We start from the raw sequence: 25,263 nt of genomic DNA on the forward strand, positions 1-25,263 counted from the left end.
CTGCGAGAAATGTCAACATGTAGTGATAAAAGTCACGGATTATTTCGTGGCGCCAGCCAGAGGGGCCCTTGCATCAGGGAGCTCATCGCGCAGCCGCCCGCCGCGCCCGCCGCGAGGACTTCCGGCAGGCGCTCGGGCGTGATGCCGCCGATGGCGTAGACGGGAAGCGCTGTCGAAGCGGCGGCTTCGCGCAGGAAGCGGAGGCCGCGCGGCGGCAGGCCCGGCTTGCAGGTGGTCTCATAGATGTGGCCCGCGATGAGATACGAGCAGCCGAGCTGTTCCGCTTCGCGCACGTCTTCGAGCGAATGGCACGAGGTGCCGAGCCGCCCAGGCAACGCCCTCCCTTCCTGACGCATGGTGCGCAGGAGGGGAAGTGGCAGGTGAAGGCCGTCGGCATGGAGCCGCTTCGCCGCACCAGCGAAGGTATGCGCGATAAAGGGCACCTGATGGCGGCGGCAGAGGATCTGTACCTCCCGCGCCAGTACCTCATAGTCCCCCTCCTCCATATCCTTCTCGCGCAGGATGAGGGCGGCGGGATGTGCGGCGGCTACCTGTTCGAGGCGCGCGAGGAAGGCTGACTGCCCTCCTGCCTCATCAAAGAGATGGCGGTTGGTCACCGCGATGAGATGCTCCTGCTTCGCAGGAAGAACTTTCTTAGAGATACACATAGTCATTGAGCACTGGCTGCAGGCCCTCGCCGGCCATGTCCGCGTACATGCGGCGCAGGCTGCGGCTGTCGCAGATCTCGAACTGCGCGTCGCCGGTCTCGCCCTCTCCCTTCCCCGTGTACTTCTCCTCGTGGTCGCCGATGCCCGTCGAGACGCCGGCGGAAATCTTCGTCGCAGCGATCTTGACGATGCCGTTGCGGAAGGCTGCGCTCTCGCGCGAAGAGACGGTGATGCCGACGTACGGCAGGAAGATGCGGTAGGCGCAGAGGATCTGGCAGAGCTGGCGCTCGCCGACATCCTGCGGGTTGATTTTCTCGTTGTTGATGATCGGGCGCAGGCGCGGGCACGAGAGCGAGAACTCGGCCTGCGGGTACTTGCGCTGCAGGTAGTAGACGTGCAGCGCTGTCGCGAGGGCGTCCTTGCGGAAGTCGGCGAGGCCTAAGAGTGCCGAGAAACCGACGCCGCGCATGCCGCCCATCAGGGCGCGCTCCTGCGCCTCGAAGCGGTACGGCCAGACGCGCTTGTGGCCCATGAGGTGAAGCGTCTCGTATTTCTTGACATCGTATGTCTCCTGGAAGACGGTGACGTAGTCGGCGCCGCACTCGTGCAGGTAGCGGTAGTCGGCGACATTCATCGGGTAGACTTCGAGGCCGACGTTGCGGAAGTACTTGCGCGCGAGCTTACAGGCTTCGCCGATGTAAGCAACGCTACTCTTCTCCTTGCTCTCGCCCGTCAGCATGAGGATCTCCTCCATGCCGCTCTTGGCGATGACCTGCATCTCGTGCTCGATCTCGTCCTTGCTGAGCTGCAGGCGGTGGATGTCGTTGTAGCAGTTGAAGCCGCAGTAGACGCAGTAGTTCTCGCAGTAATTGGCGATGTAGAGCGGCGTGAAGAGGTAGACCGTGTTGCCGAAGTGACGGCTCGTCTCGCGGCTCGCGCGCTCCGCCATCTGCTCCAAGAGCGGCAGGGCGGCCGGCGAGAGCAGCGCCTTAAAGTCCTCGATCGTGCACGTCTCGTGGTCGAGGGCGCGCTTGGCGTCAAGGATCGTGTAGGCGCTCGGGTCGTAGTCGTTCATGGCCGCGATGACCGTCTCGCGCACAGTCGGGTCGATCTGCTCCATGTCGGGCCAGTAGGCCATCGGGTCGGTACGGCTCGAGGGGTCCGTCTCCAGGCGGTGCTTCTTGGCGAGGGCTTTCTCGCTGAGCTTGTCCGAGTCGATGAAGAAATTATTTTTCTGATTCGTCATCACAATGCGCTTCCTTTCTGTTCTCTACGCTCAGTCATGCAGGAAGCCCGTCAGCGGGTCGGAAGCGGCGGCACCGCGCGTCAGCACGCGGCCGAGCCCCGAGAGATATGCCTTGCGGCCGGCGCGGATCGCATCGCGCATCGCCGAGGCCATGAGCGGCACATCGCCGGCCGTCGCGAGAGCCGTGTTCGCCATGATGGCCGCGGCGCCCATCTCCATCGCCGCGCAGGCCTCCGACGGCTTGCCGATGCCGGCGTCGACGATGATCGGCAGGTCGATCTCGTCGATGAGGATCTGCAGGAATTCCTTCGTCGCGAGTCCCTTGTTCGAGCCGATTGGCGCGGCGAGCGGCATGACGGCCGCTGCACCGGCATCGACGAGCGCGCGGGCGGCGTAGAGGTCGGGGTACATGTAGGGCAGCACGACAAAGCCCTCCTTGGCGAGCATTTCGGTCGCGCGGATCGTCTCGTTGTTGTCGGGCAGCAGGTACTTCGAGTCGCGCATAATCTCGATCTTGATGAAGTCGCCGCAGCCGAGCGCCTTGGCGAGATGCGCGATGCGCACGGCCTCCTCCGCCGTGCGGGCGCCCGAGGTATTGGGCAGCAGGGTGACGGTCTTTGGCACGTAGTCGAGGATGTTCTCCTTCTCCTTGGTGTTCGCGCGGCGCACGGCCACCGTCACGAGCTCTGCTTCGGCGTAGCGCACGGCCGCGTCGATGAGTTCGAGCGAGTACTTGCCCGAGCCGAGAATGAAACGCGAGTGGAACGTGTGGCTGCCGAGCGTGAAGCTGTCCTCGGCCATCTTTTCCTCGATGGATTTCGTGGATTTTGTGGATTCTGTCATTTCTATCGTCTTCTTTCTCTATCTCTCTGTGCATATACGGCAGCTGCTGTGGGCCGTCAGGCACCGCCGCCCATGAAGCAGACGATCTCGACGACATCGCCCGCCCTGAATGATGTCGTCTCGTACGCATCCTTCGCGAGGATCGCGCCGTTGTACTCGACAGCGATTGCCCGGCTGTCGTAGCCGGCTTCCTTCAGGAAGTCCAGGAGCATCGTGCCGTCTTTGGCCTGTGCTTCTCCATTGATCGTGACCATAGGTTCATCTCCATCCTGTCTGCATAAAAAAAGAAGGAAGACCTGCTTGGTCTTCCTTCGCTCATCTCACGTCTGCGCCTGCCCTGCGGCGAAGCGCTCCATCTCCCTACGTTGGCATTATCCAAATCAGGTCAAGGGTCGGGACCACGAGTCCCCTCTCAGCCTGCTGTGCACGACGCCGCAAGCTCCCCCGTTATGCAATTGCAACTCTTATTATAGTCGGACTCTTTCACATTGTCAACGTCTCTCAAGCAATTGTGTATTGGTTGGCGACAGACTGCCAAAGCTCGAGGCCCGTGCGCGCGACCGTCGCGTAGAACGGCTCGCCCGCCTCGCGCAGTGCGAGGTACTTCTGGACGAGGGCCTCCAGGAGGCCGAGGAGCTTGTCGTCGGCCACGCGGCCCTCGAGCGGCCGAGCAAAGGCAGATCCCTCGCCGAGATGTCCGCCGATCATCAACGTGTAGACGGGCACGACCGCCTCGCCGACGCGCGCGCGGCCGCCCGTCAGTCCGATGTCGGCGACCTGCGGCTGCGCGCAGGCGTGGAAGCAGCCCGTCAGGTTGATGCGCAGCGGCTGTCCGACCTCTGGGAAAGCTTCGTCGAGCGCGGCCGTGAGCTCGTGCAGGCGGTTCTTCGTCTCGATCGGTGCGAAGTTGCAGTAGGCATTGCCCGTGCACGAGGAGGCGTAGCCCGTGAAGAACCCCGGCGCCGTCGGGTAGGCCTTGAAGATTGCATCATGAAGCAGTGCCCCGGTCTCTCCCTCGGGGATGTCGAGCAGGATGAGGTTCTGCGAGTTCGTCGTGCGCAGGCGTCCCTGGCCGAAGCGCTCAGCAAGCTCGGCAAATGCCCGGAGGTCTTCGGCTCGGATGTGGCCGTTCTTCACGTGGACGCCGACGTAGCAGAGTCCCGGCTGCTTCTGCGCGTGGATGCCGTAAAAGCGGCCGTAGTTCCACGGGGCGGTGACTTCCTCGCCGCCGCGCAGCAGAGCGCCCGTCTGTGCCTCGATCTTCTCGGCGACACGCTCTGCGCCGAGGTCCGCCACGAGGTACTTGAGGCGGCAGTGATTGCGCTTCTCGCGGTAGCCCTCGTCGCGGAAGAGCGTTGCGACAGCCTCAGCGACGGCCTTGACCTCCGCCGGGCGGATGAAGAACGGCAGGCGTACCGCAAGATGCGGCTCTGCCGAAAGGCCGCCGCCGACGTAGGCGACGAAGCCCGCCTCCCCCTCGCGCCTTGCCGGCACAAAGGCAAGGTCATTGATGCGCGCAAAGCCGGCATCATGCGGGTTGGCCGAGATGGAGATCTTGAACTTGCGCGGCAGGTTCGAGAAATCGCGGTTGCCGAGGAAGAACCGGAAGACTTCCTCGACGAGCGGGCGCGTGTCGAGAAGTTCCTCTGCGTCGACACCGGCCAGCGGGTTGCCGAGGATCGTGCGCGGCACATCGCCGCAGGCCTCGACGGAGCTCAGGTCCGCGGCCTTGAGCCGCGGCAGGATGTCCACGGCATCGCGCAGGGTGATGTTGTGGATCTGCACGGCCTGACGTATCGTGATCTGGATCTCGCCCTTGCCGTACGCGGCGGCAAAATCCGCGAGGACTTTGGCCTGCGCTGCCGTCAGCTGGCCCGAAGGCAGCTTGACGCGCACGAGGAAGTGGCCGTCGCGCGGCCGCTGCGCGTAGATCCCCGCCCACTTGAGGCGCTCGATGTCTCCGGGGTCGATCTCCTTGAATGCCTTTTCGGCGAGCGCGGGAAGCTCCTTGAGGATCTCGAGCCCGTCCTTCTCGTGTTTCCACTGTTCATTGCGGTTGGTCATACTATCTCTCCTGTCATGAAAAATGGAGGTCCCCGTACTCAACGAGCATCCATACGCAAAAGAGCATACATACTCGAAAGAATACAGGAACCTCCATTTGCTGGTCAGTTACTGAATCGTATTTACGATACCATGGATAGTCGTTATCCGTCAACAGAAAATATCACAGATCTGTGATAAAAATCACAATACCTCTTCTTCCCCACCGCTCAATGGCGGCCAAAGGCGAAGATCTTGACGCAGAGAAAGGTGATCGGCACGCCGAGGATGGCGGCGAGCAGGTAGCTCGCGAGCGACGGCAGGCCGAGCAGATTGTAGCAGATGAAGACGATGGCGTTCTGGATGATGTAATTCGGCACGTACGAGAGGAAGAACTTCACGTAGCGCGCGGGCGTCATGCGCGTCGGGAAGACGAAGAAGCTGTTGAGCAGATACGCATTGCCATTGCTCAGCAGATAGCCGATGTTGAATGCGAGGTTCGCATTGTGGACGAGCGGCTCGAGAATCGTCGCGAGGAAGCTGCAGAGGAAGGTGTTGAGCGTGCCGATGATGAGGAAGAGCAGGAAGGCGCGCGTGAAGAAGTGGTGCTTGATGGTCTGCCAGTCAACTCTCATGGGCAGGCTCCGGCTCTTCTACCGAATCATTGGCCATGGCGATGGCCGAAGCCGCCGCCTCGTCATCGAGGCCGTGCGCGAGGTCTTCGGGCTTGCCGCGCGCGAGGAGGTAGAGCGGACGGCGCTTCGTCTCCTCGTAGGTGCGGCCGAGATACTCGCCGATGATGCCGAGGATCAGGAGCTGCATGCCGCCGAAGAAGAGCAGGCAGGCCATGATCGTCGGCCAGCCCGCCGCCGTGTCCTCGCTGACGAAGGTCTCATAGAGCACGTGCAGGAAGAGGCAGATGCTCGCGAAGAGGCTCGCCATGCCGAAGTAGAGGCCGAGGCGCAGCGGGAAGGTCGAGCACGTGAAGACGCCGTCGACGGCGAGGCGCCACATCTTGCGCGGCGAGAACTTCGAGCTGCCCGCAAAGCGCGGCGGCGCCGTGAAGTGCAGCTGCTTCTGCCGGAAGCCCATCGCGCCGATGAGCCCGCGGATGAAGCGCGCGTGCTCGCGGTAGCGCCGGAAGGCCAGCACGGCCTTGCGGTCCATCAGGCGGAAATCCGAGCCGCCCGGCTGCACGGGCACCTCCGAGATGAGGTTGAGGAACTTGTAGTACCCGGCGGATGTCGTGCGCTTGAGCCACGAGGCATCGCGCGTCGCATCGCGTATCGTCTGCACGACATCGTATCCCTCGTGCCAGTACTTCAGCAGTTCGGGAATGAGCTCGGGCGGGTGCTGCATGTCGCCGTCCATCGTGATGACGACATCGCCGTCCGCGTGGTCGAGGCCGCAGGTCAGCGCGAGCTGGTGGCCGTAATTGCGTGCGAGCAGCATCGGCTGGACGCGTGCGTCTTCACGCTCGAGCTTCGCGAGGATGGCGCGGCTCTTGTCGCGCGATCCGTCGTCGACAAAGATGATTTCCCAGTCAAGGTCAAGACCTGCCATCGTCTGGCGGACGGCTTCGTAGAAATGATGCAGATTGTCCTCCTCGTTGTAGACGGGTACGACGATGGACAGTCTCTTTTTCTCCATGGATATCTAGACTTCCCTTCTATCCTTCTGTGTTCCTTCGTGTTCCTTCTGTGTTTTTATTCCGCATCGCCGGGATTGGCGATGCGGCGGCGCGGCACGATGGCCTTGACGATCGTCGTGCCCTGTGACTCGTAGACGTTCTCGAGAGCGCTGTCGGCGAGGCGGCCGCGCAGGAAAGGCAGCCGCTCCGTCTCGCAGATGATGAGGATCGGCGTCTCGGACGGCAGGTCCTCATAGGCGAGGAACGGCATGACATTCTTGGCGTTCCAGCTCATGCCGCCGGGCCGGACGTCCTCCATCTCCTCGCGCCCGATAAGCTCGGGGATGTTCTCTCCGTAGTAGAAGACCGTCGAGGCCTTGTAGTGGATACGGTCATTATTATAGTCGCCGTAGTTAACGACGAGGTAATCACCGGGATTAAGATTCCTTAAAGCAGCGGCCGTCGTGCGCCCCGACTGCTGCTCGCAGAGCGGGATGGCGGCCACGAAGATCAGCACGGCGTAGAGCACGTACATGCAGGCGGCAGTCCGCTTGACGAGGCGCATCTTCGGCAGCAGAAAGCGGCCCGCGAGGATGGCCATCGGCAGGAAGGCCGGCTGCGTGTAGGTGACGTACTTCGTCGCCATGCACTGGAAGAAGAGGTTGACGAGCAGCGCCCAGACAAAGAGGAAGATGGCCGCATCGCTCACGCGCCGCTGCTTCACCCTCTCCCTGAGCTCTGCCCAGCACTTCTTGACCTGGTAGAGCACGACGAACGACCACGGCGCGAAGCCCACGAGGAAAATGAGCGTGTAGTAGTAGAAGACATCGTCGCGCGCATGCTCGGCCACGCGGGCGCGCAGGAAATTGTGCACGCCGAAGAACGTGTCGATGAAGTCCATGCCGTGCAGGCGGTACATGACGTAGTACCACGAGCCGCCGACGGCGAGGAAGACGGCCATGCCGGGCAGCCACTTCATGTGCAGGAGCTCCCCCGCCCGGCGCCGCACGCAGAGGAAGACGAGCAGGATGAAGCCCGGCAGCAGGAAGCCTATGGGCCCCTTCGTCAGGACGGTCAGCCCCGAAAAGAAAAAGGCCGCGAGGTAGAGCCATCGCCTACCGCTGCGGTAAGCGAGGTAGAAGGCAATGAGCACGGCGTTGAAGAAAAAGACGAACGTCATGTCCGTGATGACGGCCTTCGAGAGGTAGAAGAAGGCGATCGTCGTGCCGAAGATGATGGCCGAGAGGAAGGCCGTAGCCCTGTCGTAGAGCTTGCGCGCGAAGTAGTACGTCTCAAGCACATTGAGCACCGAGAACACAGCCGGGAAAAAGCGCGCAGCAAACTCTCCCGTGCCGAAAATCTGGAAAGCCACGAGGAGTTCCCAGTAAAAGAAGATCGGTTTATCATACCAGTAATTCCCGTAGATGCGCGGCGAGGTGAAATCGCCAGCTGCCAGCATCTCCTTGGCGGTCAACGCGTAGTTCGATTCGACGGGGTCCGTGATGGCCAGCTGGCCGTTGCCGAGCAGGACGAGGACAATGACGGCGAGTAGTGCCAGCGCGCGCTCGTGCTGCTTCATCATGGCAAGGATCTTATTCATGCTTTGCCCCCATCATCCCTGCTGATCTGCAGCAGCATCCTTTGCGAGGCAGGCCAGCGTCTCCTGCTGGATGTCGGCGAGCGTCGTCTTGGCGAGCTCCTGCTCGAGCGCGCGCTGGGCATCTTGCAGGTGGCCGTCGAGGATCTTGTGGATGTTGCGGCCGACCGGGCAGGCCGGATTCGGATTGTCGTGGAAGTGGAAGAGATGCTCGTGGTCGATGGACTCGACGGCCTCGAAGATGTCTAAGAGCGTGATCTCCTCGAGCGGACGCGTGATCCTGATGCCGCCCGTGCCGCGCGCGACCTTGATGAGCCCGGCCTTCTGGAGCTGGGACATCGTCTTGCGGATGATGACGGGGTTGACATTGACGCTGCCCGCGAGGAAATCGCTCGTGAGCTTGTACTGGTCCCCGAACGCCTCGATGCAGGCAAAGATGTGGACCGCAATGGTGAAACGGCTGGAAATCTGCATAGTATCCCCTCTTTCCCGGCTCATATCGCATCCCATCGCACCGTATATACTGTATATGCTGTATATGCTGTACATGGATCTTCATGGATCTTGAGCCGCATTCTCTCATCTATCGTATTCTTGCAGATACGCTGTATTTATTAATACCTTCAGTATAGCAGGAATCCAATGCCTGTCAATTTCCCTGCTACATCGAGCGCTCTGCCTCATGGCTGTGCGCTCGCCTGCGCCGCGCTCTCGAACGGGAAGCGGTCGAGCGCAAAGAAGCGGCCGCGGATGCCGCCCATGGCCTCGTGCAGCATGCGCAGGAAGAGCGGCCAGTCCGCCGGCATGTCCTGCGCATCATAATGGCAAGTGAGCCCCGCCTCGAGGCGGTCGTGGCGCTGCCAGCGCACGATGAGCCGCGCCCCCGTATCCGAGCCATCGATGCAGCGCACGTGCAGGCGCTGCTCGAAGGCAGCCGGTTTGTCGAGCGCATCGAGCAGATTGCTCACCGCCTTCGGCAGATCGTAGGCATGGCGCTCCGTGCCGAAATCCTCCTTGTGGCGGTTGTAAAGGATCATGCGCTTGCGGCGGTCGAGGACGAGTTTCTCGCGCAGCTCCACGACCGTCCTCTTCCGCCCCGTGATGACGGGCACCTTCTCGACGAGCAGGAAGCGGATGTACTCGAGGTGGTTCTGCTGCTGGATGGCGACGTCCGGCAATTCATTGAGGCAGTCGACGAACGACGTCCAGTTCTCGGGGAACGCCCCGAGCCCTATGATGTGGCGCGCGTTCTTGCCCTGCTCCTTGTAGAAGAGCTGCCAGCGCGTGTCCGCCGAGAGCGGCGCCGACGCCGTGAAGCGCGAGCGCCAGCGCTGCGCGATGGCGAGCTTGTCGAGCTTGCGCAGCCAGCGGCGGCCATTCGGCAACTCTACAAGAGCGTCCGGAGCGAGTTCCTGCGGCAGCTCCTCGAGCGAATCCGCCCGGGCCGCGCCGACATAGACCTTGCGCTCGCGCACCGCCACCTCGACCCGCAGGCTGCCTGCCCGCAGAGGGCCGCCCATCGTGAATATCAATTGTTCGAGCAAAATGTAACCCCCTAGATACCTAAGATACAGAATAGAAGATAAAACACACTGCAATGCAGGCTCCCGGCCAGCGCGGACATCCGCAAGAATCGCTTTACAGGAAAGATAGAAATGCGGTACAATGGCTGTCAGGAGGTGTATTGTTTTTATGAAGAAAATCTATTTACTCGCGATGATGCTCTGCCTGCTCATCCTGCCGGCAACGGCCATGGCTGCTCCGTCCGCGAACGCCAAGGCATTCGAGAGCGAAGAGACGATCTCGAACGAGTGGATCGACGCCATGCTCGTCAAGCAGGACTCGGCCTCTGCCCTCGCCGTCATGAGCGCCGAGGCCAAGAAGAACGTCAAGGCATCTGAAATGCTCAAGGCACAGCAGCGCATGGCCAAGGAACTCGGCACGCTCAAGGAGAGCCGCTTCGTCTCGTGGACGCGCTTCGACAAGACGGACCAGTTCATCTACCTCATGAGCTTCGACAAAGCCAAGGTCGTCCGCTGCGAATTCATCTTCAACAGCAAAGGCGAGCTCGACTACTTCGCCCTGACGCCATTCGCACCGCAGGAGAATGCAAAGAACGCAAAGGCAAGCAACAAGGCAAAGAAATAAGCTATGGGATGACGCCTGCAAAAAGAGCTGTCGCGAAAGCGGCAGCCCTTTTTTTGTATAACATCGTAGGGGGCGGGGTGGAGACTATTTCGGTTTCGTCACTTCGTTAAATGCCCCGCAAGGTATATCTTCAGTACTGAGGAACTGCGCCGCATACAGCGACGCTTTTACATTGCAAACAAAGCCAAGCTCGTTTGCGGGGCAGCCCTGCGGGCAGTCACTCCGTTCCTGCAAGCGAAATAGTCTCCACCCCGCCTAGTCAGGCCATCGCATATGAGCCCACCGTAGAAGTCGAGTTGTGGCAGTAAAAAGGTACTGCCTAAGGGTGGGGGAATATATTTCGCCTGCAGGCGGCGCAGTACGTGCCCGAAGGGTGTGCCCCACCCAGAGGCTATCTTCGCTACGCGATGTCAAAGCGCCGCGGCAGGCGGCGAAGCGGCTTCCGTCCGCAACCTCACTTGGGGCACATTTACGGAGCCGCCGAAGCCGAAATATGTTTCACCGCCCCCTTGCCAAACCTCCCTCGATGGCCCTTTGCAAACCGAGCATAGGCCCCATTTCGCGGAGCTTCTGAAGCCGGAATACACCCCCCGCCCCGTACAGATGTCAACAAGAACTGACCTCTTTTGCCGGCTCAAAGACTGAGCTTCTCCTGCACATGGTCGAGTATGATCCCGCCAATCGCGCTCTTGCTCATGAGCGGGTAGTCCCACATGCGGCCGTCCCGCGCGAAGATCTTGACGCGGTTTGTCTCGGTGCCAAAGCCCGCGTCCTTCTCGGAGACGTCATTGGCGACGATGAAGTCGAGGTTCTTCTTGGCGAGCTTGGCCTTGGCGTAGTCCTCGACGTGCTGCGTCTCTGCGGCGAAGCCGACGAGGATCTGGTGCGCCTTCTTCTGGCCGAGCTCGTAGAGGATGTCGGGGTTGCGCTCGAGCACGAGCGTGAACTCCCCGTCCTGCTTCTTGATCTTGTCAGCCGCTACGACCTTGGGCCGGTAATCGGCGACGGCGGCCGCCTTGATGACGACATCCGTGGCCGGGAACTCCCGGAGCACGGCTTCGCGCATCTGCCGCGCCGTCTCGACGCGCACGATGCGCACGCCCTCCGGCACGGGCAGAGCGCTTGGCGCCGACACCAGCACGACATCGGCGCCGCGGCTCTTTGCCTGCTGCGCGATGGCATAGCCCATGCGGCCCGTCGAGCGGTTGCCAAGGTAGCGCACGGGGTCGAGCGGCTCGATGGTGCCGCCGGCCGTCACGAGTACCTTCTTGCCCGCGAGCTCCTTCCCCTTGGCGAAGAAGGCAGCGAGCTCCTCTACGATGGCGGCTGGCTCCGGCAGGCGCCCCTTGCCGCGGACGCCGCAGGCGAGCATGCCGCTCGCTGGCTCGATGATGTGATATCCCCTTGCGGCGAGGTCGCGCAGGTTGCGCTGCGTCACGGGATTCTCGTACATGTTCGTGTTCATCGCCGGCGCGGCAAAGACAGGTGCCTTTGTCGCGAGCAAGGTCGTCGTCAGCATGTCGTCGGCGATGCCGGCCGCTGCCTTGGCAAGGACGTTGGCCGTCGCAGGTGCGATCAGCACAGCATCGGCGAGACGCGCGAGCGCGATGTGCTCGACATGGTAGTGCGGCACCTTGGCCCACATGTCCGTCGTCACCGGTTGGCCGCTGATCTCGCGGAAGGTCAGCTCCGTGACGAAGTTCTCGGCGCCGCGCGTCATGATGACATGGACCTCCGCGCCGGCTTTCTTCAGGCGGCTCGCGATCTCGACGGCCTTGTAGGCGGCGATGCCGCCCGTCACACCGAGCACGATTTTCTTGCCCGAGAGGGCGCCTGCGTTCTCCTGTTCCATCGGCTGCATCTCCTCCCCTGCTGTTTCCTCAAGGAATCTTACTGGTCGATATCGAGCTCGTAAGAGATCTTGCCCTCGGCAATCTCCTCGAGCGCATTCGTCACGTTCTTCGTCGAGCGGGCCTTCGTCGCCTTGAGCTCAGCGCCGTCTAAGAGCTGGCGTGCGCGCTTGGCGGCGAGCACGACGAGGCCGTAGCGGCTGTCGACTTTCTTCATCAGCGTATCCGTGGACGGATTGACCATGCTCATCTCAACAGTATTCGTTCTCATTGTTCCAACACCTCATTGATCATATCTTCTTTATCACGACGGCAGTGCTCTGCGACCATGATGGCCTGGATGCGCTTCACAGCCTGGCGCACTGTGTCATTGATGACGACAAACGTGTAATTGCGGCCAATCTCGATCTCCTTCTCGGCGGAGCCGAGACGGCGCGCGAGCGACTCCTCTGTCTCCGAGCCGCGGCCGCGGATGCGGCGCTCGAGCTCCGGCAAGGACGGCGGCAAGAGGAAGATGAAGAGCCCGTCGGGGCAGCGCTTCATGACATTCAGCGCGCCCTGCGTATCGATTTCGAGCAGGATGTCCTGCCCTGCCTCGCGGCGCTCCTCGATCTTGCCGAGCGGCGTGCCGTAGTAGTTGCCGTAGACATTGGCGTACTCGAGGAAGCCGCCCTCCCCGATCATCTTCTCGAACTGCTCCTTCGTCAGGAAGTAGTAGTTCTTGCCGTCGACCTCACCGTCGCGCGGCTGGCGCGTCGTCGCGGAGATCGAGTAGGCAAGCTCCGGCGTCTTCGAGAGGAGCTCTCCGCAGACCGTTCCCTTGCCCGTGCCCGAAGGCCCCGAAATCACAATCAATAACCCTTTGCTCATTCTACCTCATCTTTTCCTTTAGTATTCCGATTCATCTCCGCTCTGCTGGCCCTCGCCATCTCCTTCGGGTCATCCTCGACGAGGATGCGGTGCGTGATCGTCTCCGGCTGCACGGAGGACAGCACGACGTGGTCGCTGTCCATGACGAGGACAGCGCGCGTGCGGCGGCCATACGTCGCATCGATCAGGCGCTCATTGTCGCGCGCCTCCTGGACGATGCGCTTGATGGGCGCCGACTCTGGGCTCACGATCGCGACGATGCGGCTCGCAGATATGATGTTGCCAAAACCGATGTTGATTAAGCTGATATCCATTTCGTCTTTCCTCCCTATCGTGAATCGTGAGCTGTCTCACTCGATGTTCTGGACCTGCTCGCGGAGCTTCTCAATCTCGCTCTTCATGTCGACGACGAGCTGCGCGGCCTCGGCCGAGCTCGCCTTCGAGGCGATCGTGTTCGTCTCGCGGTTCATCTCTTGGATCAGGAAGTCGAGCTTGCGGCCGATGGGACCGTCCGCCGACGCGAGGATGGCGCGGAACTGCTGGAAATGGCTGCCGAGCCGCACGACTTCCTCCGTGTAGTTGACCTTGTCGGCGTAGAGCGCCGTCTCCTGGATGATGCGCGTCTCGTCGATTCCCTGCTCAGAGAGCAGCTCCCCGAGCGTCTTCTCGAGGCGCTCGCGGTAGGCCTGCACGATCGTCGGCGCGAGGGCCTTGAGGCGCTCGACGGATGCTTCGAGCTCGCCGAGGCGCACGAAGAAGTCGCGGCCGATGTTCTCGCCCTCGGCCTGGCGCATCGCATCGAAGCTCCGCAGGGCCTCACTGGCAGCCGCGCGCAGCACGGGCTCGAAGCCCGCGAGCTCTTCGTCCTTCTCGACCTGCAGGACATCGGGGTACGAGGCGACCTGCATGACGTCGTCGGGGCGCGCGAGGTGCAGGAAGTCGCTGAGCTCGTCGAGCGCCGCGTGGTACGAGGCGGCGAGCTGCTTGTCGACGCGGATGGAGGCGGCGTGCTCGCGCTTGTCGAGATAGTTGACGAAGATGTCGACCTTGCCGCGCGCAGCCGTCTGGCGCACGAGGCGGCGCAAATTGTCCTCGAACGGCGAGAGCGCCCTCCCCATGTGGAAGGACATCTCGAGGAAGCGCTGGTTGACGGCCTTGACCTCGACCGATACCTTGTATTCCTCATTCTCGACGACGGCAGAGCCGAAGCCGGTCATGCTCCTGATCATAGCCTCACCCCCGTCAGTACGCGATCTCACCCGTGAAGACGAGCTCCGCCGGGCCCGTCATGAAGACATGGTTCGTGGCCTCATCCCACTCGACCATGAGCTTGCCGCCGTCGAGCTCGACCTCGACCTTACGGTCCGTGCGGCCCGTAAGCACACCGGCGACGCCCGTCGCACACGAGCCCGTGCCGCAGGCGAGCGTCACAGCAGCGCCGCGCTCCCAGACGCGCATGCGCACGTGCTGGCGGTCGCGCACCTCGACGAATTCCGTGTTCGTCTTGCGCGGGAAGGCCGGATGCGACTCAAACGAGGCACCAAGTTCGTGGATTGGGAACGCCTCAGCATCATCGACGAAGATGACGCAGTGCGGGTTGCCCATCGAGACGCAGGTCATCTTGTAGTTCTGGCCCTTGACCGTGATATCCTCCTCGATGACGCGGTCCATGCCGAAGCCCTTGACGGGGATCTTCTCGCCCTCGAGCACCGGCTCGCCCATGTCAACGCGCACACCCGTGACCTTGCCCGCCTCGAGCTGCAGGCGCGGCACGAGGATGCCTGCGCCCGTCTCGACCGTGAACGCTTCCTTCGCGGTCAGGCCGAAGTCGTGGAGATAACGCGCGAAGCAGCGGATGCCGTTGCCGCACATCTCGGCCTCACTGCCGTCTGTATTGAAGATGCGCATGCGGAAGTCCGCCTTATCGGACGGCAGCACGTAGAGCACGCCGTCGCCGCCGATGCCGTAGTGGCGGTCACAGACCTGCTTCGCGAATGCAGCGAAATCATCGACGTTTTCCTTGAAGCAGTCGACCAGGACAAAGTCATTGCCACAGCCCTGCCATTTTGAAAAATGCATGAGGAATACCTCCTTTTACCTTATCCTTATATTCTACTGGTTTTGGCCGCCACTTGCAACCCCTTTCCGTACATCTGTACTTGAGTTCCCCCTGCACAGATGGTACAATATTCCCGATACTATTATATAGAAGGAATGAGGAATCCATATGAGTCTTGACGGCTTTTCGATGCGCCCGCTGACGCGCGAGCTTGACGCAGCGCTCGCGGGCGGCCGCATCGACAAGATCACACAGCCCAATAAGCAATCCATCATCCTGTCCGTGCGTCAGCCCGGGCAGAATTTCCTGCTGCACATCTCCATCAACTCGCAGAACCCGTCGGCCCACCTGCTCGAGAAGAACCTCGAAAACCCGCCTGAACCGCCCGTCTTCTGCATGGTCCTGCGCAAGCAGATCGAGACGGGCCGCATTGCCCAGATCCGCCAGCACGGACTCGACCGCCTGCTGCTCATCGACATCGACTCGCTGGCCGCGGGCGGCCGCATCGTGACGAAGACGCTCGTGCTCGAGCTCATGGGCAAGTACAGCAACATCATCCTCGTGCAGGACGGCATCATCATCGACGCGCTGCGCAAGATTGGCGCGAACAGCAGCCGCGTGCGCACCGTCCTGCCCGGCCAGGCCTACGAGTTGCCGCCCGGACAGGAGAAGAAAGACCTCTTCACAGATGATATCGAGACCATCATGGCCATCGTGAAGGCAGACCCAACGCTTCGCCTTGACAAGGCACTCTTAGCCGCCTGCATGGGCTTCGGCCCTGTCTCCGCGAAGGAAGTCTGCTTCTCGGCAGGGCTCGCGCCCTCCATCCGCATCGAAGCGCTCGATGCGGCCGACTTCCAGGCTGTCAAAGGCGCCCTTGAGGAAATCCGCGAGGCGGCTGCGCACGGCGGCGAGGACGGCGATAAAGCCGTGCTCTTGCTCGGCGAGAACCAGAAGGTGCTCGCCATGGCCGCCTTCCCGCTCCACTACCTGCCAGAGGCCGCCGCGCTCTCCTTCCCGACGATCAGCGCCATGCTCGAGAAGGCCGACAACCTGCTCGGCTCCTACGTGCTGCCCGACAAGGACCGCTTCCGCAAGCTCGTCAAGAATGAGAAGAACCGTGCCGAGAACAAGCTCACGAAGCTCGATGAGGAGATCGCAGCGGCGGAGAACGCGGAGGAATTCAAGGTGCGCGGCGACAACCTCATGACGTACCAGTACCAGTTCAAGGACCGCGAGGACGCGAGCGTGACCGTGCCGAACATCTACAGTGAGACGGGCGAAACTATCACGATCCCACTCGACCAGCGCCTGACGCTCGTCGAGAACATGCAGGCCTGCTACAAGAAGTATGACAAGCTCAAGCGCGCACAGGAACTGCTGCAGGTCCAGCGCCGCGAGTGCGAGACAAATATCGCCTACCTCGAGAGCATCGAGGCGTCGCTGCTCGCCTCCTCGAATCTCGCGGAGATCGCCGAAATCCACAACGAGCTCATCGCCGCCGGCTACCTGCGCGAGAAGCCCAAGAAGAAGAATAACGACAAGCCCGCCCGCCCCTTCCACTTCCAGGCGCCAGACGGCACAGAGATCCTCGTCGGCAAGAACAACTACCAGAACGACAAGCTGACGTTCAAGACGGCGCGCTTCAACGACACCTGGTTCCACACGAAGGACATCCCGGGCTCCCACGTCGTCCTGCAGAACGGCGGCACAGAGCCGAGCGAAGAGGACATCCTGCTCGCCGCGAGCCTCGCCGCGCACTTCAGCAAGGCGCGCGGCTCCTCGAAGATCCCCGTCGACTACACAGAGATCCGCTACGTCAAGAAGCCGTCCGGCAGCAAGCCCGGCTTCGTCATCTTCACGAACCAGAAGACGCTCTACATTACGCCCGACGAGGCAAAGCTCGCCAAGGTACTCGCGCAGGACCCGAGCTGAGCTTAAAGGAAGCCCTGCCAATATAAAATCGTATAGAAGCGAAAAAAACGGCCGCACCGAGGGGGACTCGGTGCGGCCACTTTTTATGGGGTATATGTGATAGAGGTTGTATCAGATCTTTTCCATCTCAGCTTCGAGCTCTGCCTCAAGCTCAGCTTCCGTCAGCTGGCCTTCCGCAGCAGCGCGGCGTGCCTCGCGGCGGCGAGCGTAGAGCAGGTAGTAGAGAGCAGCGCAGCCGATAGCGCCGAGGCCGACAGCGAAGTAGATGCCCTGGAAGCCGAGGGATTCCTTGAAGGCGCCGAGCAGGTACGGGCCGACGCCGAGGCCGAGGTCAAGGGCGATGAAGTACGTCGAGACGGCAACGCCGATGCGGACTTCCTTGACGAGCTTGACACAGATGGCCTGGCCGTTCGACATGAACGTGCCGTAGCCGAGGCCGACGAAGACACCAGCGACGAGCATCATCCAGCTCTGCGTCGTGATGGAGAGGAGCAGCAGGCCGATGGCCAGGCAGGCGTACGTCGGATACATGACGAAGTCCTCACCCTTGCGGTCGAACATGACACCGGCAACCGGGCGGGCAACCGTGACGGCGAGTGCGTAGACGACGAAGAACAGCGTGCCGGCCGTCATGAGCTGGAGCTCACCGGCATACGAGGCGAGGAAGCTCAGGACGCTCGAGTAGCAGACAGCGACGCAGAAGGCGACAATCGAGATGGCCGTGACTTTCGGCTCGAGGAAGTTCGCGATGTGGATCTCCTTGAGTGCGGCGCGGTGCTCTTCCGTGAGCTCCATCTCCTCGACGTGCATGACAGACGCAGCACCGAGGCAGACGACGATCATAGCGATGCAGAAGTAGATGATGTCTTCGAACGGGAAGATCTGCTGCATGAGCATGCCGATGAAGGGGCCGATGGCAGCTGCGAGGCTCATCGAGAGCGCATAGTAATTGATGCCCTCGCCGCGGCGCTCTGCCGGGATCATCGTCGAGACGATCGTGCTCGTCGCCGTCGAGGCGATACCGTAGCCGATACCGTTGAGGCAGCGGACGAGGAAGAGCATGGCCATCGAGTGGATGCCGAAGTACATGAACGTCGTCGCGAGGTAGAAGATGATACCGGCGAACAGCATCTTCCTGCGGCCGTAGAGCTCGACCGAGCGGCCCGCGAAGAGGCGCGCGACGAGCGTGCCGAGGATGAAGATGCCGGAAGCGAGGCCAGCCTCACTCATCGAGGCATTCAGCGAGTGGATGGCCTCCGATGCGATGATGACCATCAGCATATAGTAGATGATGTAAATCAGGAAATTGACAAGCGTATCAAGGATGAACCCTTTCGTCCATAACCGTGGTTTGGAAGACATAAATAAAATCAACGACCTTTCTCACAAAGAATAAATCAAATGTATGACAGTTATTGATTATAGGGGGTCGACCTGATTTTGTGTAGCGCATAAAAAAGATGCTTGTCATCATAAAAACAGATGACAAGCACCATTCTCTACGGGTTCTGTCGATATGACCTTCAGTCGCGTTTCCTGTGCATGGCACGCATAACAGCGTCCGCCCCATCTGGATGTTTTCGCGTTTTTAGGATGAGTCACGAAGAGGCGCTGCTAAAAAACTTCCTGTTTCTTCTGCTTTTGCGCGGGGGCCGTGCTCATCGCTTCTCGCGATGAATAGAGTCCTGCCCCTCGTCAAAGCTCTGCAAGACGTGGCTGACGTAGTCGCGAATCAGGTCGATCTTGGGGCTGTTCTTCTTGTAGATGAGGCAGGCGTCGACGCGCAGCGGCTGCGCGAGCTCGTACCAGCCGTCGCGGCAACCGAGTGCGCGCAGCAGGCGCTCCGGCAAGAGCGCTCCCGCCCCATTCTGCTGGCAGTAGTAGACCATCGCGTAAGGCGTCGAGAGGCGCGCCGAGATGACGGGCGTTTCCTTCTCGAGAACGGGCGCGAAGTACGCGTGGAACGTCTTGTTCATGAAGTAATTCTTCGGGTAGATGACGATGGGCAGGCGCGCAATCGCCTCGCGCGTGACAGGCACAACACGAGGCTGCAGGAGCGGCGCGTAGTAGACGAGATTGTCCCAGCAGAAGTGCGCCGTCTCGTACTCGGCCGCGCCGCCCGCCGGCAGCGAATCGGCGACGTAGTACGTCGAGGCGACGTCGAGGCGGTCATCCTGCAGCGCGCGGCAGATCTGGTCCGTCTCGAGATCGAATACGTTGAAGCGCAGGTTCTTGTTGGTCTGGCGGAAGTGCGCGATGTGGCGGTTCACCTGGATGTCGCCGAGCGTCCGCAGGATGCCGACATTGAGCTCAGCGGGCTGCGCGGCATTGGCCGACTGCAGGTCGTAGACGATCTTGTGCAGGCCATCCATCCAGTCCGTGATGCGCGCGAGGAAGACCTTCCCCGCCTCCGTCAGGTGGCTGCCGCGCTTCGAGCGTTGGATGAGCGTGACGCCGAGCGCGCTCTCGAGGTTCTTCATCTGCGCGCTGAAGGCCGACTGCGTGATGTTCGCCTCCTTGGCCGCTCGCGTGAAGTTCTGCACACGCCCGTAGATAATGAAGCATTCCAGCTGCTGGATGCTTGGCAAATCTCCCATCATAAAAGCCTCCCAATCGATCCGCGAGGATCATCCGACACGATATAAATACGATTTATCGAAACGATTGACTACCATTCTAACAGAGGCCATGTGATTTTGCAATACAGCCCACGAAAAAGAGGCCGCCGCATCGCTGCGACAGCCTCTGTTCTTTTCGGTCGAAGGGCGCCGGCTCCCATCACGTTGACTTGTGGTTGGCGTTCAAATCAATGGACTTGACTGGAGCCGGCAAGATAAAGCCTTTCGGCTTGCCAACCTACCCCCTTCATCTATTATTATAACGGAATACAAGGTCCAAAAAAGGCGATTCCATTGTAGGAACTCATGAAAATATTTGTGAGTTCCTACAATAGAAAGCACTGGACAAGTGCTTTTTGCGCAATCTCCGCCTCATCCGTCCTCATTTTCGTCCGTTTCTCCCGCTTCTTCGGCTTCGCAGTCGAGGTACTGACAGACGAGCGAGCGGCCGCCCTCCCGCGCGAGAAGGTCGGGAAGCCAGTCCGGCTTCTCCTCATTGTCCTTGAGCAGGCATTCGAGCAGCACGTACGAGGCCAGCGCGTCCTCGAAGGCGCGGTGCTTCTTCTTCGTGTGCCAGCCAAACGACTCCAGGAGGGCGACGAGGTTGTACTTCTTGCGTTTCGGCAGGAGCTGCTGTGCGAGGCGCACGGTGTCGAGATAGCGCGGGCAGAAGCGGATGTTCGTGTCGTTCTTGTGGTTCATGCGCATGAGCGCGAGGTTGATGCTCAGGATGTCGTTGTCACCGATGGCGTGGCCGACGACGAGGTCCTCCGGGTCGACGAAGTCGAGGAACTCCGGCAGGATAACGTCGAGCGGCGACTTGTCCCTGAGGTCCTCCTTCGTGAGGCCCGTCATGTTGCGCACCGTGCGGTTGATGAAGGTCCGCGGGCGGATGAGCCGGCGGAAGACCTCAATCTTGTCCGAGGCGATCGGCATGCGGATGGCCCCAATCTCGATGATGTCGTCGGGGAACGCCCCGGCCATCTCGAGGTCGAACGAGACGACGCCCCTCGGATGGAGCTCCGCGAGCCCCTCGAGGCTGACGGACTGCGCGTGGATGGCCCGCTCGAGCTGTTTCTTGCGCCGTCTCTGGCGGCGCTTGTTTTCCTGTTCCTTACTCCGCATGATACTCTCCTGTTCTACTCGCCTGCCCGCGCCAGGAGGCGCACGGCAGCATCTGCGATATCGGTGCATAATGGCCGCTATCTTTCGTCATCGCCTTGTCTGCCCATTGCACGGAAAGACGGTCCGGCGTATAATGGGCCTACAGCTTGCGCTGACAACAAAAAAAGGAGGATATTATGCAAAGTCTTCTACTCGTCTTCATCGGCGGCGGTCTTGGCGCCGCCTGCCGCTACTTCAGCACCACGCACATCGGGGCGCTCTTCGGCACGTACTTCCCGTTCGGCACGCTGTTCGTCAACACGCTCGGCAGCCTGCTCATGGGCTTCATCATGGGCTCGCTCGTCTTCCTGATGGAAAAGACCGGCTTCACGCTTGCAGAGCCCGTCCGGCTGCTCCTGACCGTCGGCTTCCTCGGCGGCTTCACGACCTTCTCATCGTTCAGCCTCGAGACGGTCACGCTCATCGAGGGCGGCAGCCTCTTCTACGCCGCCATGAACATCGCCGCCAATCTCGGCCTGTGCTTCCTCACGACGTTCCTGGGCCTCGGCGCGTCCAGAGCGCTCAGCGCGCTCTAACGCCTCCTGGCCACATTCCGGACGAAGGCGCCCATCGCCTTCTCGCTGACCTCTGCCTCTGCTTCATGCTGATTGATGGCCGTAAGCTCTCGCTGTAGCTTGTCGCGGAGGCTTCTTTCGTGCCGGCCGCCATCTTTCGCGACGGCCTGCTGTACCTGAAGGAGCATGAGAGCCGTCCTGCTGGCCGAAGCCAGGCGAACCGTCTGCTCAAGCTGCGGCCGGCACGCCTTGAGCTGCTCGGGCGGCAGCTCCTTCAAGAGGCGCCCTGCAGCCTTGGCGCGCGCGTCGGCCATGGCGAGAAGCGCCGCATGCGCTTCCTTGGCCCCTGCCCCATCCGGCCAGCTCTCCAGCAGGCGCTCAGCCGTTGCGGCAAAATCCGGGTCATCCGCGAGGCCAATTGATGCCCAGTCATTCTCGAGGTGGCGCGAGCCCACGGCAAAGAGCGCCATGTCGTTTGCGAGCGGCCCGTACTGGCGCTTGATGGCCTCCTGCCACGACTTCTCGGGATCGTAGTGCTCGGGGTCTTCGGCGTAGTCAGCCCCCGTCGCCAAGGCGATTTTCGACAGGGCCTCGACCTTCATCGGGTTGAAGAAGATGGCGGGCAGATTCCCCTTCGGCAGGGGATCTACAGGGCCGAGCGCGAGCTTCGCCTCCATGTAGTCGTTGACGGGGTAATTCCACCAGAGGCCAAGCGCCCGCCCGTAGAGCGCATCAGCTTTCGCGAGCGCCTCATCCGTCAGCGGCCCCTTCGCCACGCCGTCACCCGTGTAGAGCACCAGGATGTCGTGCGAAAGCCCCTCGGCGAACGCATCCGTGTAGGGCTTGCGCGCGCCGCCTTCCTGCATGTCTGCGTAGAAGTACTCCGTCGGCACCGTCAGGAAGGCGCCGATGTCCGCGTGGCGCCGCCGCAGCTCGCGCGAGACGTCGCTCAAAAAGGCCGCCTGGCCTGCGCCGTCCTTGTCCTTGATGTCATCAAAGAAGATGGCGAAGTCGCGCACACCGAGCGCGTAGAGCGTCTCGAATTTCGCGAGCATCTTCTGGCGGTCGGCATAGCCCTTGTAACCGTGCAGCGAGACATCGAGCCCCGGCGAGACGGCAAAGATGAAGCGCACGTCCTGCGCCTTGGCCGCCTTCACGAGCGCGCCGAGTTCCCGGAGTTTGTCCTCCGGGTAAGGTTCGCGCCATTTCTCGCGGTGGTATGGGTCATCCTTCGGCGCGTAGAGATAGGCGTTGAAGCCCTCAGCCCGGCAGAACGCGAGAATGTCGAGCCGCTCTTCCTGCTGCCACGGCGTGCCGTAGAAGCCCTCGATGACACCGCGCAGAGGCACGGGTGACGCCGAGACAGGCTGCATCGTCACGCCGCCCGCCAGGATGGCACCGGACACACCAAGGCACACCGCCATCTTTCTCACTTGTCGAAATCGCATCCAAACATCTTCCTTTCTGTTATCTATATCATATCACATTACGGCGAGAAAGTATCTCATCAGCAGAAAATTTTCACAGATTCTCCGCGCTTTTCTGCTCCTGTCTTCTAAAAGCGATGCGTCCATGATACAATAAAAAGATGAAAAAATGCAAGAGAACAGAACAGAAAGGAGGGGGCGCCCATGTCATGGTTTCATCTGCCGTCCTGCAGTGAGGGGCGACGCGCGTTCGGCAAGAAATGCCTGAAGCGCCTGGGGCTCGCTCTGCTCGTCGTCTGCCTCCTCATCCTCCTCGCACTCGAGATCATCAGCCGCGGCGCAGCGCAGATCTTCAACTACGCGATGGCAAACCAGGACATGCTGCGCGGCACGATCACGGTCGAGCGGCTGATCTCCGACATCACGGGCCACGTCTACTTCACAGGCCTCGAGTGGAAGGACCGCGAGGGCAATCCCATCCTCGAGATCCCGAGCGGCGACTTCCGCGTCAACGTCTGGGACGTCCTAACGCGCGACTTCAAGTCGACGACGATACGCGAGCTCACCGTCAATCAGCCCTCCGTATCCGTCCACCTCTCCGACGACATGAAGGTCGACTTCGTGCGCCCCTCGCCCGACATGGACCGCCTCAAGAAGGAGTCTGAGGACTGGCGCGAGAAGGTCAACCTCGCGACGCTCGACGCGCGCGAGCGCCGGGCCGTCGGCCAGTGGCGCCGCGAGCACCACCAGCAGAAAGTCCAGCGCGACTGGCACAACTTCAATGCGGCGGGCAAGCATCTGAAACTGCGCCTGAACGTCCACGACGGCGGCGTCGAGGTTTTCTACCGCGAGCGCCACTACGTCATGAGCCACGTGCAGATGGCCGTCGACCTCGACACCGCGAAGCAGATGAGCCTCGACATGTCGATTGGCGGCTTCGGCGGCACGATGATCGGCGATGCCATCGCGCTCAACGGCACGGTGGACTTCACAACGGACCCGGAGCCCGTCTGCAACACGGCGCTCGTGCTCTACCAGATTGATCCCTCCTCACTCGGCTTCGGCATGAACATCCACGACAAGATGACGCTCTCGACGTACTTCACGGGTCCCGTCTCCCACCCTATTGGCACGGGCAAGGTCGAGATGGACGAGCTCCACATCCCGGGCCTCGACTTCGCGAATGTCGAAGGCAAGGTCTACTACGAGAACTCCCTGCTGCAGTTCACCGATGTCACGGCTGATGTCTACAAGGGCCGCCTTTCGGCCTACGGCGACTACGACCTTGACACGCGCTTCTACAACCTCTACGGCCATGGCGAAGCCATGCAGACCGAGGCGGCCCTCCCCAAGAGCGGCCTGCACACGCGCGTTGACCTCGACCTCGAGATCCACTCGGAGGGCTCGGCCAAGAGCACAGTGTCGGCCGGCTCCTTTGTCTCAGGGCCCGGCCGCTACCACCTGCTGCCCTTTGACCGCCTCTCCGGCAAGGTGACAGACGCGGGCGGCGACCTCCACTTCTACGATGCCGTCATCAATCTGCCGGGCTTCACCGTCTCGACAGACGCCTTCCACATCCAGCACGGCAAGCTCAGCCTGAACCCCATCAAACTGACCGACAAGGAAGGGAAGCCGCTCTACACCTTTGTGCCGGACAAGTGATCATCCCCCACCTCTATCAACGGAAAGGAACAGCCAAATGCCAACTGCCAAGAATCCTGCATCACCCACGCCGCCCGCGCGCACAGTGCGCCGCCGCGGCATAGCGCTCGCGCTGACGGGTGCCGTCCTCTGGGGCGGCTCAGGCGTCGCGGGGCAGTACATCCTGCAGAACTGCGCCTTCTCGACGGAATGGCTCGTCGGCGTGCGCCTCATTCTCTCAGGCGCAATGCTGCTGCTCATCGACCTCGCCTTCTACCGCCAGGATCTCTTCGCCGTCTTTCGCGAACGGCGTGACGCCGTCGAGACCGTCGCCTTTGCCGTCCTCGGCATGCTCGGCGTCCAATACACCTACTTCGCCGCCATCAAGTACAGCAACGCCGCGACCGGCACGATCCTCCAGTACCTCATGCCGGTCGTCATCGTCGCCTGGGCAGCGCTGCGCACGCGCAGGCTGCCGCCCTTTGGCGAACTCCTCTGCGTCGCGCTCGCCGTCCTCGGCACCTTCCTGCTCGTGACGCACGGCAGCCTGACCAGCCTCGCCATCTCGCCGCCCGCCCTCTTCTGGGGACTGCTCTCGGCCTTTGCCGCCGCCTTCTACACCGTCCAGCCGAAGCGCCTGATCTGCAAGTACCGCCCGACACTCATCATCGGCTGGGGCATGCTCGTGGGCGGCCTGCTCTTCCTGCCCGTCTCGCGCCCATGGGACTTCACGGGCCTCTTCAACGCGACAGCCGCCCTGCTCTTTTCCTACATCATCGTCTTCGGCACCGTCATCGCCTTCGCCTGCTACCTCGGCAGCCTCCAGTACCTCCAGCCCGCCGAGACGAGCATCCTCGGCTCCGCCGAACCCCTCGCCGCCATCCTCCTCTCCGTCACTCTGCTCCACATCGCCTTCACCCCCTTCGACCTGCTCGGCGCCCTGAGCATCCTCGCTGCCGTCATCCTCTTGACGCGGAAATAAGCAAAATACGCGCAAAAAGAAAGCGTC

Annotated in this window: 25 protein-coding genes and 1 riboswitch; of the genes, 5 read left to right on the top strand and 20 right to left on the bottom strand. The window is 61.6% G+C overall.

Annotation, left to right across the window (positions count from 1 at the left end):
• Nucleotides 1–32: 32 nt before the first annotated feature.
• The 10 genes from T518_RS02805 to T518_RS02850 all read right to left on the bottom strand — a co-directional run bounded on the left by T518_RS02805 (nt 33) and on the right by T518_RS02850 (nt 9,571).
• The gene (locus T518_RS02805; RefSeq protein WP_248617141.1) at nt 33–674 is read right to left on the bottom strand and encodes a thiamine phosphate synthase; all 642 of its coding nucleotides are present in this window, start codon (nt 672–674) and stop codon (nt 33–35) included.
• The gene (gene thiH, locus T518_RS02810; RefSeq protein WP_036374837.1) at nt 655–1,914 is read right to left on the bottom strand and encodes a 2-iminoacetate synthase ThiH; all 1,260 of its coding nucleotides are present in this window, start codon (nt 1,912–1,914) and stop codon (nt 655–657) included. The genes T518_RS02805 and thiH overlap by 20 nt, the downstream gene beginning before the upstream one ends.
• 30 nt (nt 1,915–1,944) lie before the next feature.
• Nucleotides 1,945–2,715: a thiazole synthase gene (locus T518_RS02815; RefSeq protein ID WP_036375090.1), complete on the bottom strand. Its 771-nt coding sequence runs from the start codon at nt 2,713–2,715 to the stop codon at nt 1,945–1,947.
• A 98-nt stretch (nt 2,716–2,813) separates the two neighbouring features.
• The gene (gene thiS, locus T518_RS02820) at nt 2,814–3,011 is read right to left on the bottom strand and encodes a sulfur carrier protein ThiS (protein ID WP_036374840.1); all 198 of its coding nucleotides are present in this window, start codon (nt 3,009–3,011) and stop codon (nt 2,814–2,816) included.
• Between the two features lie 86 nt (nt 3,012–3,097).
• Nucleotides 3,098–3,213: riboswitch (TPP riboswitch) on the bottom strand.
• Between the two features lie 45 nt (nt 3,214–3,258).
• Complete coding sequence (locus tag T518_RS02825; protein ID WP_051652162.1) at nt 3,259–4,821, bottom strand: nitrite/sulfite reductase; 1,563 nt, start codon at nt 4,819–4,821, stop codon at nt 3,259–3,261.
• Nucleotides 4,822–5,030: 209 nt separating this feature from the next.
• Complete coding sequence (locus T518_RS02830; protein ID WP_036374843.1) at nt 5,031–5,435, bottom strand: GtrA family protein; 405 nt, start codon at nt 5,433–5,435, stop codon at nt 5,031–5,033.
• Nucleotides 5,425–6,450, bottom strand: a complete 1,026-nt coding sequence (locus T518_RS02835) for a glycosyltransferase family 2 protein (RefSeq protein WP_036374846.1) — start codon at nt 6,448–6,450, stop codon at nt 5,425–5,427. Before T518_RS02835 ends, T518_RS02830 begins: the two co-directional genes overlap by 11 nt.
• A 56-nt stretch (nt 6,451–6,506) precedes the next feature.
• Nucleotides 6,507–8,030, bottom strand: coding sequence for an ArnT family glycosyltransferase (locus T518_RS02840; RefSeq protein ID WP_051652163.1), 1,524 nt, complete (start codon nt 8,028–8,030; stop codon nt 6,507–6,509).
• A 12-nt stretch (nt 8,031–8,042) separates the two neighbouring features.
• Nucleotides 8,043–8,501, bottom strand: coding sequence for an Rrf2 family transcriptional regulator (locus T518_RS02845; RefSeq protein WP_036374849.1), 459 nt, complete (start codon nt 8,499–8,501; stop codon nt 8,043–8,045).
• Nucleotides 8,502–8,707: 206 nt separating this feature from the next.
• Complete coding sequence (locus T518_RS02850; RefSeq protein ID WP_155948047.1) at nt 8,708–9,571, bottom strand: hypothetical protein; 864 nt, start codon at nt 9,569–9,571, stop codon at nt 8,708–8,710.
• A 148-nt stretch (nt 9,572–9,719) separates the two neighbouring features.
• Here T518_RS02850 and T518_RS02855 point away from each other — a divergent pair, with 148 nt between their 5' ends.
• On the top strand, nt 9,720–10,175 hold the full coding sequence (locus tag T518_RS02855; RefSeq protein ID WP_036374854.1) for a hypothetical protein: 456 nt from the start codon (nt 9,720–9,722) through the stop codon (nt 10,173–10,175).
• 634 nt (nt 10,176–10,809) lie between these two features.
• Here T518_RS02855 and coaBC read toward each other — a convergent pair.
• Genes coaBC through dapF form a run of 6 tightly spaced genes read right to left on the bottom strand, consistent with a single transcriptional unit; the run spans nt 10,810 to nt 14,974 of the window.
• Nucleotides 10,810–12,036, bottom strand: coding sequence for a bifunctional phosphopantothenoylcysteine decarboxylase/phosphopantothenate--cysteine ligase CoaBC (gene coaBC / locus T518_RS02860; RefSeq protein WP_081828395.1), 1,227 nt, complete (start codon nt 12,034–12,036; stop codon nt 10,810–10,812).
• Nucleotides 12,037–12,065: 29 nt separating this feature from the next.
• Complete coding sequence (gene rpoZ / locus T518_RS02865; protein WP_036374858.1) at nt 12,066–12,296, bottom strand: DNA-directed RNA polymerase subunit omega; 231 nt, start codon at nt 12,294–12,296, stop codon at nt 12,066–12,068.
• Nucleotides 12,293–12,895 carry a guanylate kinase gene (gene gmk / locus T518_RS02870; RefSeq protein WP_036374861.1) on the bottom strand — a complete coding sequence of 201 codons (603 nt, stop codon included), beginning with the start codon at nt 12,893–12,895 and terminating at the stop codon, nt 12,293–12,295. Before gmk ends, rpoZ begins: the two co-directional genes overlap by 4 nt.
• Nucleotides 12,892–13,209 (bottom strand): extracellular matrix/biofilm regulator RemA, encoded by a 318-nt coding sequence (gene remA / locus T518_RS02875; protein ID WP_051652164.1) that lies wholly within the window; start codon nt 13,207–13,209, stop codon nt 12,892–12,894. Before remA ends, gmk begins: the two co-directional genes overlap by 4 nt.
• A 36-nt stretch (nt 13,210–13,245) precedes the next feature.
• A complete protein-coding gene (locus T518_RS02880; protein WP_036374864.1) occupies nt 13,246–14,124 on the bottom strand; it encodes a YicC/YloC family endoribonuclease in 879 nt (292 codons plus the stop codon).
• Nucleotides 14,125–14,137: 13 nt separating this feature from the next.
• Complete coding sequence (gene dapF / locus T518_RS02885) at nt 14,138–14,974, bottom strand: diaminopimelate epimerase (RefSeq protein ID WP_036374867.1); 837 nt, start codon at nt 14,972–14,974, stop codon at nt 14,138–14,140.
• Nucleotides 14,975–15,122: 148 nt separating this feature from the next.
• Between dapF and T518_RS02890 the strand changes: the two genes are divergently transcribed.
• Nucleotides 15,123–16,889 carry an Rqc2 family fibronectin-binding protein gene (locus T518_RS02890; RefSeq protein ID WP_036374870.1) on the top strand — a complete coding sequence of 589 codons (1,767 nt, stop codon included), beginning with the start codon at nt 15,123–15,125 and terminating at the stop codon, nt 16,887–16,889.
• A gap of 111 nt (nt 16,890–17,000) precedes the next feature.
• On the opposite strand, the gene T518_RS02895 is transcribed toward T518_RS02890, so the two are convergent.
• The 3 genes from T518_RS02895 to T518_RS02905 all read right to left on the bottom strand — a co-directional run bounded on the left by T518_RS02895 (nt 17,001) and on the right by T518_RS02905 (nt 20,632).
• Nucleotides 17,001–18,251, bottom strand: coding sequence for an MFS transporter (locus T518_RS02895; protein WP_036374873.1), 1,251 nt, complete (start codon nt 18,249–18,251; stop codon nt 17,001–17,003).
• A gap of 296 nt (nt 18,252–18,547) precedes the next feature.
• The gene (locus tag T518_RS02900) at nt 18,548–19,486 is read right to left on the bottom strand and encodes a LysR family transcriptional regulator (RefSeq protein ID WP_036374875.1); all 939 of its coding nucleotides are present in this window, start codon (nt 19,484–19,486) and stop codon (nt 18,548–18,550) included.
• A gap of 393 nt (nt 19,487–19,879) precedes the next feature.
• Entirely contained in the window at nt 19,880–20,632 is a 753-nt protein-coding gene (locus tag T518_RS02905; RefSeq protein ID WP_051652166.1) for a 3'-5' exonuclease, read from the bottom strand.
• A gap of 176 nt (nt 20,633–20,808) precedes the next feature.
• Here T518_RS02905 and crcB point away from each other — a divergent pair, with 176 nt between their 5' ends.
• Nucleotides 20,809–21,207 carry a fluoride efflux transporter CrcB gene (gene crcB / locus T518_RS02910; protein ID WP_036374878.1) on the top strand — a complete coding sequence of 133 codons (399 nt, stop codon included), beginning with the start codon at nt 20,809–20,811 and terminating at the stop codon, nt 21,205–21,207.
• Here crcB and T518_RS02915 read toward each other — a convergent pair.
• Nucleotides 21,204–22,634, bottom strand: coding sequence for a protein O-GlcNAcase (locus T518_RS02915; RefSeq protein ID WP_036374881.1), 1,431 nt, complete (start codon nt 22,632–22,634; stop codon nt 21,204–21,206). The two genes, crcB and T518_RS02915, sit on opposite strands and share 4 nt — an antisense overlap.
• Nucleotides 22,635–22,817: 183 nt before the next feature.
• Here T518_RS02915 and T518_RS02920 point away from each other — a divergent pair, with 183 nt between their 5' ends.
• A complete protein-coding gene (locus T518_RS02920; protein WP_051652168.1) occupies nt 22,818–24,275 on the top strand; it encodes a translocation/assembly module TamB domain-containing protein in 1,458 nt (485 codons plus the stop codon).
• Between the two features lie 37 nt (nt 24,276–24,312).
• Nucleotides 24,313–25,236, top strand: coding sequence for a DMT family transporter (locus tag T518_RS02925; RefSeq protein WP_051652169.1), 924 nt, complete (start codon nt 24,313–24,315; stop codon nt 25,234–25,236).
• Nucleotides 25,237–25,263: the final 27 nt, after the last annotated feature.

This window comes from Mitsuokella jalaludinii DSM 13811 (genome assembly GCF_000702905.1).
Classification (GTDB): domain Bacteria; phylum Bacillota; class Negativicutes; order Selenomonadales; family Selenomonadaceae; genus Mitsuokella; species Mitsuokella jalaludinii.

What these genes read in the sequence shown, in the direction of transcription:
- T518_RS02905 (WP_051652166.1), bottom strand. Translation starts at nt 20,632, where the DNA reads ATGCGGAGTAAGGAACAGGAAAACAAGCGCCGCCAGAGACGGCGCAAG.
- rpoZ (WP_036374858.1), bottom strand. Translation starts at nt 12,296, where the DNA reads ATGAGAACGAATACTGTTGAGATGAGCATGGTCAATCCGTCCACGGAT.
- T518_RS02920 (WP_051652168.1), top strand. Translation starts at nt 22,818, where the DNA reads ATGTCATGGTTTCATCTGCCGTCCTGCAGTGAGGGGCGACGCGCGTTC.
- crcB (WP_036374878.1), top strand. Translation starts at nt 20,809, where the DNA reads ATGCAAAGTCTTCTACTCGTCTTCATCGGCGGCGGTCTTGGCGCCGCC.
- dapF (WP_036374867.1), bottom strand. Translation starts at nt 14,974, where the DNA reads ATGCATTTTTCAAAATGGCAGGGCTGTGGCAATGACTTTGTCCTGGTC.
- T518_RS02830 (WP_036374843.1), bottom strand. Translation starts at nt 5,435, where the DNA reads ATGAGAGTTGACTGGCAGACCATCAAGCACCACTTCTTCACGCGCGCC.
- T518_RS02845 (WP_036374849.1), bottom strand. Translation starts at nt 8,501, where the DNA reads ATGCAGATTTCCAGCCGTTTCACCATTGCGGTCCACATCTTTGCCTGC.
- T518_RS02805 (WP_248617141.1), bottom strand. Translation starts at nt 674, where the DNA reads ATGACTATGTGTATCTCTAAGAAAGTTCTTCCTGCGAAGCAGGAGCAT.
- T518_RS02840 (WP_051652163.1), bottom strand. Translation starts at nt 8,030, where the DNA reads ATGAATAAGATCCTTGCCATGATGAAGCAGCACGAGCGCGCGCTGGCA.
- gmk (WP_036374861.1), bottom strand. Translation starts at nt 12,895, where the DNA reads ATGAGCAAAGGGTTATTGATTGTGATTTCGGGGCCTTCGGGCACGGGC.
- coaBC (WP_081828395.1), bottom strand. Translation starts at nt 12,036, where the DNA reads ATGCAGCCGATGGAACAGGAGAACGCAGGCGCCCTCTCGGGCAAGAAA.
- T518_RS02880 (WP_036374864.1), bottom strand. Translation starts at nt 14,124, where the DNA reads ATGATCAGGAGCATGACCGGCTTCGGCTCTGCCGTCGTCGAGAATGAG.
- thiS (WP_036374840.1), bottom strand. Translation starts at nt 3,011, where the DNA reads ATGGTCACGATCAATGGAGAAGCACAGGCCAAAGACGGCACGATGCTC.
- T518_RS02835 (WP_036374846.1), bottom strand. Translation starts at nt 6,450, where the DNA reads ATGGAGAAAAAGAGACTGTCCATCGTCGTACCCGTCTACAACGAGGAG.
- thiH (WP_036374837.1), bottom strand. Translation starts at nt 1,914, where the DNA reads ATGACGAATCAGAAAAATAATTTCTTCATCGACTCGGACAAGCTCAGC.
- remA (WP_051652164.1), bottom strand. Translation starts at nt 13,209, where the DNA reads ATGGATATCAGCTTAATCAACATCGGTTTTGGCAACATCATATCTGCG.
- T518_RS02855 (WP_036374854.1), top strand. Translation starts at nt 9,720, where the DNA reads ATGAAGAAAATCTATTTACTCGCGATGATGCTCTGCCTGCTCATCCTG.
- T518_RS02925 (WP_051652169.1), top strand. Translation starts at nt 24,313, where the DNA reads ATGCCAACTGCCAAGAATCCTGCATCACCCACGCCGCCCGCGCGCACA.
- T518_RS02815 (WP_036375090.1), bottom strand. Translation starts at nt 2,715, where the DNA reads ATGGCCGAGGACAGCTTCACGCTCGGCAGCCACACGTTCCACTCGCGT.
- T518_RS02890 (WP_036374870.1), top strand. Translation starts at nt 15,123, where the DNA reads ATGAGTCTTGACGGCTTTTCGATGCGCCCGCTGACGCGCGAGCTTGAC.
- T518_RS02900 (WP_036374875.1), bottom strand. Translation starts at nt 19,486, where the DNA reads ATGGGAGATTTGCCAAGCATCCAGCAGCTGGAATGCTTCATTATCTAC.
- T518_RS02895 (WP_036374873.1), bottom strand. Translation starts at nt 18,251, where the DNA reads ATGTCTTCCAAACCACGGTTATGGACGAAAGGGTTCATCCTTGATACG.
- T518_RS02825 (WP_051652162.1), bottom strand. Translation starts at nt 4,821, where the DNA reads ATGACCAACCGCAATGAACAGTGGAAACACGAGAAGGACGGGCTCGAG.
- T518_RS02915 (WP_036374881.1), bottom strand. Translation starts at nt 22,634, where the DNA reads ATGCGATTTCGACAAGTGAGAAAGATGGCGGTGTGCCTTGGTGTGTCC.